This window comes from Streptomyces sp. SID11385, assembly GCF_010548245.1.
GTDB lineage: Bacteria > Actinomycetota > Actinomycetes > Streptomycetales > Streptomycetaceae > Streptomyces.
In genome coordinates this window covers 1-10,692 of sequence record NZ_JAAGLR010000659.1, presented here as the reverse complement: position 1 = coordinate 10,692, position 10,692 = coordinate 1, and the positions used below count along the sequence as shown (strand labels likewise).

Genomic DNA, 10,692 nt, shown 5'->3' with positions numbered 1-10,692 from the left:
CCGCCGCCCGCCTCGCCGAGCCCCGCCGCGAGCGCGTTGAGCTTGCCGGGCGCGTAACCCATCGACTCGAAGGCCTGGCCCGTGGCGTCGAGCCCGCCGCCGCCGAACCAGCCGAAGAGCTTCTGCGCACCGTGCGCGGCGAGCACCCCGCCGGTGCCGAGGCGCAGGGCGAGGAGTCCGAGGTCGAGCCGACGCCCGTGCGCGCGGCTTCCGTAGCACTTCACGCTGTCTCCTTGGGGGTTGGGATAAGGGAGCCGTGTCGGCGGGGACAGCTCCTGCGCACCTCGCGCGCACCCGCTGCACGCCTCCGTGACACGGTGATCACGAGGCTACGCCTCCCGCGCCGCGGCGCACTTCGGGGGCGCGCGTTCGGCTCCGCGCGCGCTCAGTCCTCCGCCTCCGCCGCGCTCAGTCGCCCGCCTGCGCCGGGATGCGCACCGCCGTGCCCGCGACCCGCACCCGTGGATCGCCCGCCCGCAGCGTCACCGTGACCGTCCCCGGACGCCCCAGGTCCTCGCCCTGCACGAACGTGAGCCGCGCGTCCTCGCGCACGAAACCGAGCGAGCGCAGGTACGCGCCGAACGCCGCCGACGCCGCGCCCGTCACCGGGTCCTCGACGACACCGCCGACGGGGAAGGGGTCGCGGGTGTGGAAGACGCCGCTGTCGGGGTCGTGCCAGAAGAGGTGCACGGTCGTCAGGCCGAGCCGTTCCATGAGGGCGCGCAGCCGCTCGAAGTCGTAGTCGAGCCCCGCCAGCCGCGCGCGGGTACCGGCGGCGAGCACGAGGTGTCTGGCCCCGGCCGAGGCGAGGCGCGGCGGGTACTCGGGGTCGAGGTCCGCGGCGGGCCAGCCGAGCGCGGCGAGTGCCTCGGCGAGGTCATCGGGCGCGATGTCCTCGATACGGGGCGTGACGCTCGTCAGCGTGGCGCGCAGCTCGTCCCCCTCGCGCTCGACCCCGACGGGCACCTGCCCGGCCGGCGTGAAGAAGACGTACTCGCCGGGCCCCTCGCGCTCCGCGAGCGCGACGGCGGTCGCGATCGTCGCGTGGCCGCAGAAGGGCACCTCGGCCTTCGGGCTGAAGTAGCGCAGGCGGTGCGTGCGCGGCTCGCCGCCGGGGAGGACGAACGCCGTCTCGCTGTACCCGAGCCGCGCGGCGATGCCGAGCTGCTCGTCGTCGCTCAGCCCCGAGGCGTCGAGCACGACCCCGGCGGGGTTGCCCGCGCGCGGGTCGGTGGTGAACGCCGCGTACCGGCTGATGCGGGGCGCGGGGGCGGCCGGAGGCGTGGGACCAGGTGTCGTCATGGTGACGACAACGGGAGCGGGAGGGGGCGGTATTCCCGCGGCCGGCGGGGGACGGGGTGTGCGGGAGCGCGGGGGGTGGTGGGGGAGGCGGGGCGCGCCGGGGCCGGTCGGTTCCGCCCTGTAGCGCCGGGGTCGGCCGGTCCCGGGTCGTCTCGCCGGGCCGGTCAGTCGTCCGTCGCCCTGGCCCCGTACCCCCCGATACCGGCCGCCAGGAAGGCCGCCGCCTCGTCGATCCAGCTCAGCAGGGCGCGTTCGCGTGCCTCTTCGGGGCCGGGACCGCTTCCGGGGTCCGTGGAGGGGGCGAGGTCGAGTGCCGCGCGGGTCTCGGGCCCGGTGAGGAGGCGGAGCAGGGCCACGAGCTGGACGGCGGCGAGGCGCGCGGCCTGCCCGGACCCGGCGGTACCGGTCTCGGCGGCGAGCGCCGCGGTGAGGGCGTCCTCGAAGCGCTCGTACATGACGAGGAGCCGCGGGCGCAGGTGCGGGTCCGAGCCGAACGCGAGGTGGAACTCCTCGACGCCGCGCGCCCCCTCGCCCTGCCGCGCCAGGTCCTTGAGGAAGTCCCGTACGGCGTCGAGCGGTGTGCTGCCGGCGGGGCGCTCCGTGACCGCGCGGACCAGCGCCCCGCGCATCTCGTCCTCGCCCGCGAAGGCGAGGTCCTCCTTCGAGGAGAAGTAGGTGAAGAGCGTCTTCACGGAGATGTTCGCCCGGTCGGCGATCTGCGCGACGGTGACGCCCTCGTAGCCGTCCCGGGCGAAGAGCGCCTCGGCGGCGTCCAGGATCGCCTGCCGCGTCATGCGCTTCTTGCGCTCGCGCAGGCCGGGAGCGGGGGAGGGGGCTGCTGGCATGGGGCCACTGTAGCTCTCCAGGGAGAGGAGTTCGAGAGCGGTTGGCAAAAGGTAAGTCGTTCACCTTGCCGCTTGACGCGAAAAGGTGAACGACTTACCTTTCAGGGGTCCCGAACCGGAGGTTTCCATGACGACGCCCGACCGCGCCCCCACCCGGCGCACGCTCCTCGTGCTGATGGTCCCGCTCATGCTGGTGCTGTTCCTCGCGAACCTCGACCAGACGATCGTGGCCGCAGCGCTCCCCACCATCGGCCGCGACCTCGACTCCGCGTCGGGTGCCTCGTGGGTCGTCACCGCGTACCTGCTGACCAGCGCGATCACGACGCTGATCCTCGGCAAGCTCGGCGACATGTACGGGCGCAAGCGCGTCTTCCAGTTCTCCATCGCCGTCTTCCTCGCCGGCTCGCTGCTGTGCGGCCTCGCGCCGGGGATCGGCGCGCTCATCGCCTTCCGCGCCCTCCAGGGCATCGGCGGGGGCGGCCTGAACTCGCTCGTGCAGGCGATCACGGGGGACCTCGTCCCGGCGCGTCGTCGCGCCGCCTGGCAGGCGCTCACCGGCGTGGTCGCGACCCTCGCGCTCGTCGCGGGGCCGCTTCTCGGCGGCGCCTTCGCCGAAGGGCTCTCCTGGCGGTGGATCTTCTGGATCAACCTGCCGATCGGCGTCGCCGCGCTGCTCACCGTCGCCGCGAAGCTCCACCTGCCCCGCCCCACCGCTGCGCGCGGCCGTGTCGACTACGCGGGCGCCGCGCTCGTCGCCGCGCTCACGACGGCGGCGCTGCTCGTCACGACCTGGGGCGGCACCACCTACTCCTGGACCTCGCCCGTCGTCCTCGGCCTGCTCGCCGCGACCGTCCTCGCGCTGTTCGCGTACGTACGTGCCGAGCGCCGCGCCGCCGAACCGCTCACCCCGCCCCGGCTCTTCCGCTCGGCCGTCTTCGACCTCGCGGGGCTCCAGTTCTTCCTCGCGACGCTCGTCCTCTTCGTCGGGATGCTCCACGTCCCGATGTTCCTGGAGACCGTCCAGCACACGACGGCCTTCACCGCCGGGCTGTACGTCATCCCGCTGCTGCTCGGCCTCGTCGCCGCCGCGATGATCTCCGGGCCGCTCATCGCGAGGACCGGGCGCTACAAGGTCTATCCGGTGCTCGGCTCGCTCCTCACCGGCGGCGCGATGCTGTGGCTCGCCCAATGGGACGCGGCGACCGGGCCGTTCGGGCTCATCACGCCGCTCGTCGTCGCGGGCGCGGGCCTCGGCCTCTTCGTACAGGTCTCGTTGCTCGCCGGGCAGAACGCCGCCGCGTACGCCGACCTCGGCGCCGCGACCGGCACCCTCAACTTCTTCAAGAGCTTCGGCGGCGCGGTCGGCGCGGCCCTCTTCGGCGCGATCCTCACCCACGCCCTCGCCCACGGCACGGCGCTCGCCGCCTTCCACACGGTCTTCCTGTGGACCCTCCCCTTCATGGGCGCCGCCCTGCTCGCCGCCCTCGCGATGCGTGAGAAGCCGCTCTCGGAGGAGATGCGCGAGGTCGCGGCGGGGGAGGTGGAGGTGCGGGAGTACTAGGAGCGCGGTACGGGGCCGCGACGGTACGGGTAGGGGGCGCCCTCCCCGCGAAGGACGGTACGGGTACGGGGCGCCCTCCCCGCGAGGGGAGTGGCGCCCCGTAGCCGTGATGTCCCGCGGTCCGTCAGTGGCAGTTCTTCTGGCCGCTCTTCGCGGTCTTCCACGAGCAGGAGTCGCGCAGGGCGCCCTTCGAGGTGTACAGCCGCGCCTTGTCGCCCGTGTTGTTCCACACGTACGAACCGCGGTTCCAGTAGACCGTTCCGGACACGTTCTTGCCCTTGCCGGTGCGGACCTTGACCGTCTTCCCCGCGCCGATCTTGTAGCTGCCGAAGGTGTACGTGTAGCCGGTGTTGTCCTTCAGCTTGTAACCCTTCAGCTGCACCGCCGACTTGGAGTTGTTGTGGATGTTCACCCACTCGCCGTTGAGCGACGTGTTGCTGCGGGTGTCCTTGCCCGGGCTGTCGAACTGGACGAGCCCGATGTGGACCCCGCTCTGGTGGGCGGCGGCCTGCGAGGGCGAGGTCGCGAGGCCCACGAGGGCGGCGGCGGCGAGAACGGCCGGGGCCGCGAAACGAATGCGCACGTAGTGCTCCGAGGTGTTCCGAAGGTTTCCGCGGATCGCGGAAAAGGGCATGCGGGTGCCGGTCGACGGCAAGAGGTGCCCGTATGCCTGTATGTCCGGCATACGAGTGAAAGACAGTTCATCGTACTGAGAGGTGGGGCAGTGGCGGGAGTGGTTTCGCCGAACTCCTCGCGCGACCTCTCGTGGGACACCGCGCGGGATTCCGCGCGACAAGCTGACGACCCGCCACAAGAGGCGCGCCCCCGCCGATCCGGCCACCCCCAGAACTCACCTCGCGTCCACACCGGCGTCGCACCGGCGACAGGCATGCGTCGCCCCCGTCCCGGAGAGTCCCCAGCGCCACCCACCGAGACGAGGGGACCCCACCCGATGAGCCACAGCTTCCAGGAGCCCGATGCCGAACTCCGCGCCGCTGCCCGTCACTTCGGGCGGCGCGGATTCCTCACCATGACGGGTGCGGCCGCCGCGCTCGCCTTCGCCGTCAACCTCCCGACCGCCGGGAGCGCCGCGGCGGCCGAACTCGACGCGAAGGCCCTCAAGGCGGACCCCTTCACGCTCGGCGTCGCCTCCGGGGACCCGCTCCCGCAGTCCGTCCTGCTGTGGACGCGCCTCGCCCCGAGCCCGTACGAGAGCGACGGCGGGGTCCCCAGAGGCCGCGTCACGGTGCGCTGGGAGCTTGCCCACGACGCCCGCTTCACGCGCGTCGCGAAGCGCGGTTCGGCCACCGCGCACCCGGAGTTCGCGCACACCGTGCACGTCGAGGTCACGGGTCTCGACACGGACCGCGAGTACTACTACCGCTTCCGCGCGGGCACCTGGATCAGCCCCGTGGGCCGCACCCGCACCGCGCCCGCGACGAACGCGAAGCTCGCCGAGATGAAGCTCGCCGCCGTCTCCTGCCAGGCGTACCACGACGGGTACTTCACCGCGTACCGCCACCTCGCGAACGAGGACGTGGACCTCGTCTTCCACCTCGGGGACTACCTCTACGAGTACGCGGTGACGGCCGTCGGCGGCAACCGCAAGTACACCGACCGGCGCCTGCCCGCCGTCTTCAACCGCGAGACCCTCACCCTGGAGGACTACCGGCTGCGGTACGCCCTCTACAAGAGCGACCCGGACCTGATCGCCGCGCACGCCGCGCACCCCTTCGTCGTCACGTGGGACGACCACGAGACGGAGAACAACTACGCCGACGACACCCCCGAGAACGACGTCCCGCCGGAGGAGTTCCTGCTGCGCCGCGCCGCCGCCTACCGCGCGTACTGGGAGAACCAGCCGCTGCGCACGCCGCAGAAGCCCACCGGCTCCGACATGAGGCTCTACCGGCGCCGCCAGTGGGGCCGCCTCGCCCAGTTCGACATCCTCGACACCCGCCAGTACCGCAGCGACCAGGCGTACGGCGACGGCTGGCAGATCCCCGGGCCCGAGTCCGAGGACCCCTCGCGCACGCTCACGGGCGACGAGCAGGAGCGGTGGCTCGTCGACGGGTGGAAGTCCTCCAAGGCGACCTGGAACGTCGTACCGCAGCAGGTCACCTTCGCGCAGCGCAAGGACCGCGCGACGGACGGCTTCAAGCTCTCCATGGACTCCTGGGACGGCTACCCCGCCTCGCGGCAGCGCCTCCTGGACGGCTGGCAGGCGAGCGGCAAGGACAACCTCATGGTCCTCACGGGGGACGTCCACGTGCACTACGGCTTCGACCTCAAGGCCGACTTCGACGACCCCGCCTCGAAGACCCTCGGCACCGAGATCGTCACCAGCTCGATCACGAGCGGCGGCGACGGCTCCGACAAGCCGTCGAACTGGGACACCTACATGGCCGCCAACCCGCACCTGCGCTTCTACAACGGGCGGCGCGGCTACGCGGTCGTGACGCTCGGCAAGAAGTCGGCGCGCGCGGACTGGAAGACGGTCTCGGCGGTCACGACCCCGGGCGCGCCGCTCACCGTCGCCGGGTCCTTCGTGACGGAGGCGGGCAAGCCGGGGCTCGCGCCGGCGTGAAGGGAGCGGGTGCCGTTGTCCGGGGCGGGCCTTTCGGGGCTCCGCCCCGGACCCCGCTCCTCAATCGCCGGAGGGGCTTCAGTCTGTGCCCTCGCCCTCGTACCGCACCCCCGTCACCTCCCGCACCCTGTCCAGCGTCCGCAGCACCGCGAGCGTGCCGTCCAGCGGGACGAGCGGCGACTCGGTCAGCCCCTCGCGCAGACAGCGCGTCACCTCGACCGCCTCCGGCACGTAGCCCTCGCCGCCGCCCTCCTCGCGCGCCGTGTACGTGACGGGCTCGGCGCCCCGGCGGTGCAGGACGAACTCGGCGGGCGCGAAGAAGTTCCCGGCGATCTCGACGCGGCCCTCGGAGCCGACGACCGTCGCGCGCGTCGGGCCCGCGCCCGTGAGCCCGCACCGCAGCAGCGCCTGCGCGCCGTTCGCCCAGTCCAGGAGCATCCCCGTCTGGAGGTCCACGCCCGATCCGGACAGCCTGGCGCTCGCCCGCACCCCGTCCGGCTCGCCGAGCAGCAACTGCGCGAAGGCGACCGGGTAGACGCCGAGGTCGAGGAGCGCGCCGCCGCCCTGCGCCGGGTCCATCATGCGGTGACCTGCGGGGAAGGGCCCGTCGACGGAGAAGTCCGCCTCGACGGAGCCCACTTCACCGATCGCGCCCTCCTCCACGAGCAGCTTCAGACGGCGGACCAGCGGATTGACGTACGTCCACATCGCCTCCATGAGGAAGCCGTTCCGCGCGCGGGCCAGCTCCACAAGCCCCGCCGCCTGCCGCGCGTTGAGCGTCATCGGCTTCTCGCACAGCACCCCCTTGCCCGCCTCCAGGCACAGCCGGGCCGCCTCCAGGTGCGCGGTGTGCGGCGTCGCCACGTACACGACGTCGACGTCCTCGTCCGCCGCGAGCGCCGCCCACGAGCCGTGCGCGCGCGGGATCGCGAAGCGCTCGGCGAAGGCGCGCGCCGACTCCTCCGTACGCGAACCGACCGCCACCAACTCCGCGCCCGGCACCGTCAGCAGGTCCGCGGCGAACGCCGCCGCGATGCCCCCGGTCGCGAGCACTCCCCAGCGCACGGGGCGTCCCGTGATCCCCTCGCCCATGCCGTCCCCATCTCTCTCGCACCGCCCACCGGGGCCCGGAACGGCCCGGCGTGGCGGAAAACGGTCCGCAGCGGTCCGTCCGAGCTGAGAGCATAGGAAACCGGGCCCTCACCACCGTCCCCCCAGGCCCCGTCCCCAGGTACCCGCTGTAGAGAGGCACCCATAGTGGAGCGCGCCCCCGGCACGCCACAGCCCGCCCAGGACACCCCCGCCGACCCCGCCATACCCGTATCCGCCCGCCGCACCTCACTGCTCACCACACTCGTGCTCGGCGGCCTCACCGCCGTGCCGCCGCTGTCGATGGACATGTACCTCCCGGCGCTGCCGAAGGTCACCGACGCGCTCGGCAGCCCCGCCGCGACCGTGCAGCTCACGCTCACCGCCTGCCTCACCGGCATGGCGCTCGGCCAGCTCGTCGTGGGCCCGCTCAGCGACCGCTTCGGGCGCCGCCGCCCGCTCCTCATCGGCCTCGCGATCTACATCCTCGCGACGGCCGCGTGCGCGCTCGCCCCCGGCACCGCGCTGCTCATCGTCTTCCGGCTGATCCAGGGTCTGGCCGGCGCCGCCGGGATCGTCATCGCGCGCGCGGTCGTCCGCGACCTGTACGACGGGCTCGCGATGGCCCGGTTCTTCTCGACGCTCATGCTCATCTCCGGTGTCGCGCCGATCGTCGCCCCGCTCATCGGCGGCCAGATCCTGCGCTTCACCGACTGGCGCGGCATCTTCCTCCTCCTCACCGTCGTCGGCATCCTGCTCACGCTGCTCGTCGTCCGGCGCCTGCCCGAGACGCTGCCCCCGGCCCGTCGCCACACCGGCGGCACCCGCGACGCGCTCGCCACCATGCGCGGACTGCTCGCCGACCGCGTCTTCACCGGGCACGTCCTCGTCGGCGGCTTCACCTTCGCGGCGCTCTTCGCGTACGTGAGCGCGTCGCCGTTCGTCGTGCAGGAGATCTACGGGGCGAGCCCCCAGGTCTTCAGCCTGCTCTTCGGGATCAACTCCGTCGGGCTCATCATCGTCGGCCAGGTCAACGGGCGGCTCCTCGTGGGCCGCGTGAGCCTGGAGCGCGCCACCGCCGTGGGCCTCTCGCTCATCACGGCGGCGGCGGTCGCCCTGCTGGTCATGACGAGCGGCGTGTTCGGCCGCGTCGGGCTCGTGCCGCTCGCGATCGCGCTCTTCGTGCTCATGTCCTCGATGAGCCTCGTGATGCCCAACGCCCAGACCCTCGGCCTCCAGCGCGCCCCGCACGCCGCCGGGTCCGCGTCCGCGCTCATCGGCACCTCCTCCTTCCTCATCGGCGCCGTCGCCTCGCCGCTCGTCGGCATCGCGGGCGAGGACACCGCCGTGCCCATGGCGCTCGTCCAGCTCGCGAGCGTCCTCGTCGCGGGCGCCGCCTTCGTCTTCCTGTGCCGCCCCGGTACGGGTACGAAGGCGACGCTGACGGCGGCACGGCACGACGTCACCACGACGGCGCTGCCCGCGCCCGCCACCGAGGCGGCCGGGACACCGTGCCGCGAAGGAGCTGACGAAGCCTGAACGCCGCACGCCTGCGCCGCGCGAGCCCCGAGCGCGCCGGACTCGATCCCCGCGAGATCGCCCTGCTCACCGAGGAGGTGCGGGCCCTCACCGAAGGCCCGCACCCGTGGTGCGCGGGGGCCGTCGTGCTCGCGGGGCGCGGCCCCCACCTCGCCGCCGAGGAGGCGGCGGGGTGGGCCGTGCGCTACCGCGCCTGGGACGAGGAGCGCGGCGCGGGCGTGGAACTCCCGCCGGAGGAACGCGTCCCCGTGCGCGTGGACACCCCCTTCGACCTCGCCTCGCTCACCAAGCTCTTCACCGCGATCGCCACGCTCCAGCAGGTCGAGCGCGGCGCCCTCGCCCTCGGCACGCCCGTCGCCGACATCCTCACCGACCACCCGGCCGCCGCCGCGCACGGCTTCACGGTCCGCGCCCTGCTCACCCACACCACCGGGCTGCGCCCCGAACTCCCGCTGTACGCACTCCCGGACGACGCCGCCCGCCACCGCGCCCTCGCCACCGAGGAACCCGTCGCCGAGCCCGGTACGCGCCGCTACTCCGACCTCAACCCGCTCCTGCTCCAGCACCTCCTCGAACGCCTCACGGGCCAGCGCCTCGACCAGCTCGTGGCCGACGGCATCACCCGCCCCCTCGGCATGACGTCCACAGGGTTCGGCCCCTGCCCCGGGGCGGCGGCGACCGAGGACGAGCGCCGCCCCTGGGCGAAGGCGGACCGGGGCATGGTGCGGGGCCTCGTCCACGACGAGAACGCCTGGGCGCTCGGCGGCGTCGCCGGGCACGCCGGGCTCTTCGGCACGGGCCACGACCTCGCCGTCCTGTGCCGCGTCCTGCTCGGCGGCGGCGCCTACGGCACCGCGCGCGTCCTCGGCCCCGGGTACACCGCGCTGATGCTCGACGAAGGACTCGGCTTCGAGGTCGACCAGCCCTGGTACATGGGCGACCTCGCGGGCCCGCTGTGCGCGGGCCACACCGGCTTCACGGGCACCTCGCTCGTCGTGGACCGCGCCACCGACACCTTCCTCGTGCTCCTCGCCACGACCGTCCACCCCCGCCGCCGCACCCCCGACAGCACCCCCCGCGCCCGCGCCGCGACCCGCCTCAAACGGGCCGTGCGGGACACGGGCCGCACGCTGCCCTACGAGGACGCCCCCTAGGGTCTGTCTGACAATTCCCGTCTGCCGCGCGACGCCATGCACGCTCCCCCAGCCTGGCGGCCGGGAGGTGCCCCCGCTCGCCGCACCGGCCCCAGACCCAAGTACGTCCAGTACGAGGGCCTGGGGCCGGCACGCCGAGAGCACGCACCTGGGGGCACCTCCCGGCCGAAGGCTGGGGGGGCCGCGCGGCCGCCCTGCGGGCGACGACGGGAATTGTCAGACAGACCCTAGAACCCGCGAGAAGGCCCCGGCCGGTCACCCGCGAGGACGCCCCCGCCGAGCCCGCGAGGAGCCGCCTAGAATCCCGGGGTGAACGATCCCGGGGTGACCCACCCGCACCACGCCCCCTCCGACGTCCTGCGCGCCGCGCTCGCCGGCCTCCTCGACGGGCTCCCGGCCCGCGCCGCCGCGCAGTCCGTGGACCGGCTCATCGGGCACTACCGGGGCCGCACCCCGACCGGGGCGCCCGTCCTGCGCGACCGCTCCGACGTCGCCGCCTACGCCGCGTACCGGATGCCCGCGACCTTCGAGGCGATGCGGGCCGCGCTCGGCGCGCTCGCCGCCGCCCGGCCCGGGTGGACCCCGGCAGGGCACCTCGACATCGGGGGCGGCACG

10 protein-coding genes are annotated in these 10,692 nt (G+C 73.7%); 5 read left to right on the top strand and 5 right to left on the bottom strand.

The window, feature by feature from the left end; genetic code table 11:
* The 3 genes from G3I42_RS20150 to G3I42_RS20140 all read right to left on the bottom strand — a co-directional run.
* A partial coding sequence (locus G3I42_RS20150; RefSeq protein WP_164287872.1) for a DoxX family membrane protein occupies positions 1 to 224 on the bottom strand: 224 nt, incomplete at its 3' end.
* Between the two features lie 184 nt (positions 225 to 408).
* A complete protein-coding gene (locus G3I42_RS20145; RefSeq protein WP_164287870.1) occupies positions 409 to 1,302 on the bottom strand; it encodes a PhzF family phenazine biosynthesis isomerase in 894 nt (297 codons plus the stop codon).
* Between the two features lie 164 nt (positions 1,303 to 1,466).
* Positions 1,467 to 2,147 (bottom strand): TetR/AcrR family transcriptional regulator, encoded by a 681-nt coding sequence (locus tag G3I42_RS20140; RefSeq protein WP_164287868.1) that lies wholly within the window; start codon positions 2,145 to 2,147, stop codon positions 1,467 to 1,469.
* 127 nt (positions 2,148 to 2,274) lie between these two features.
* Between G3I42_RS20140 and G3I42_RS20135 the strand changes: the two genes are divergently transcribed.
* Positions 2,275 to 3,708 (top strand): MDR family MFS transporter, encoded by a 1,434-nt coding sequence (locus G3I42_RS20135; RefSeq protein ID WP_164287866.1) that lies wholly within the window; start codon positions 2,275 to 2,277, stop codon positions 3,706 to 3,708.
* 124 nt (positions 3,709 to 3,832) lie between these two features.
* Here G3I42_RS20135 and G3I42_RS20130 read toward each other — a convergent pair whose 3' ends face one another.
* Positions 3,833 to 4,291, bottom strand: a complete 459-nt coding sequence (locus G3I42_RS20130; protein WP_164287864.1) for a lamin tail domain-containing protein — start codon at positions 4,289 to 4,291, stop codon at positions 3,833 to 3,835.
* A 369-nt stretch (positions 4,292 to 4,660) separates the two neighbouring features.
* Here G3I42_RS20130 and G3I42_RS20125 point away from each other — a divergent pair, with 369 nt between their 5' ends.
* A complete protein-coding gene (locus G3I42_RS20125; RefSeq protein WP_164287863.1) occupies positions 4,661 to 6,295 on the top strand; it encodes an alkaline phosphatase D family protein in 1,635 nt (544 codons plus the stop codon).
* A gap of 78 nt (positions 6,296 to 6,373) precedes the next feature.
* Here the strand turns inward: G3I42_RS20125 and G3I42_RS20120 are convergent, their stop codons facing one another.
* Positions 6,374 to 7,387, bottom strand: coding sequence for a Gfo/Idh/MocA family oxidoreductase (locus tag G3I42_RS20120; RefSeq protein WP_164287861.1), 1,014 nt, complete (start codon positions 7,385 to 7,387; stop codon positions 6,374 to 6,376).
* Between the two features lie 222 nt (positions 7,388 to 7,609).
* On the opposite strand from G3I42_RS20120, the gene G3I42_RS20115 reads away from it, so the two are divergent.
* The 3 genes from G3I42_RS20115 to G3I42_RS20105 all read left to right on the top strand — a co-directional run.
* Positions 7,610 to 8,923 carry a multidrug effflux MFS transporter gene (locus G3I42_RS20115; RefSeq protein WP_343244602.1) on the top strand — a complete coding sequence of 438 codons (1,314 nt, stop codon included), beginning with the start codon at positions 7,610 to 7,612 and terminating at the stop codon, positions 8,921 to 8,923.
* A gap of 77 nt (positions 8,924 to 9,000) precedes the next feature.
* A complete protein-coding gene (locus tag G3I42_RS20110) occupies positions 9,001 to 10,077 on the top strand; it encodes a serine hydrolase domain-containing protein (protein ID WP_343244600.1) in 1,077 nt (358 codons plus the stop codon).
* A gap of 324 nt (positions 10,078 to 10,401) precedes the next feature.
* The coding region (locus G3I42_RS20105; RefSeq protein ID WP_343244601.1) for a small ribosomal subunit Rsm22 family protein at positions 10,402 to 10,692 on the top strand (291 nt) is incomplete at its 3' end.

Bases quoted from the DNA above. Each gene is read 5' to 3' on its own strand.
- G3I42_RS20135 (WP_164287866.1), top strand. From the start codon at position 2,275: ATGACGACGCCCGACCGCGCCCCCACCCGGCGCACGCTCCTCGTGCTG.
- G3I42_RS20145 (WP_164287870.1), bottom strand. From the start codon at position 1,302: ATGACGACACCTGGTCCCACGCCTCCGGCCGCCCCCGCGCCCCGCATC.
- G3I42_RS20125 (WP_164287863.1), top strand. From the start codon at position 4,661: ATGAGCCACAGCTTCCAGGAGCCCGATGCCGAACTCCGCGCCGCTGCC.
- G3I42_RS20120 (WP_164287861.1), bottom strand. From the start codon at position 7,387: ATGGGCGAGGGGATCACGGGACGCCCCGTGCGCTGGGGAGTGCTCGCG.
- G3I42_RS20140 (WP_164287868.1), bottom strand. From the start codon at position 2,147: ATGCCAGCAGCCCCCTCCCCCGCTCCCGGCCTGCGCGAGCGCAAGAAG.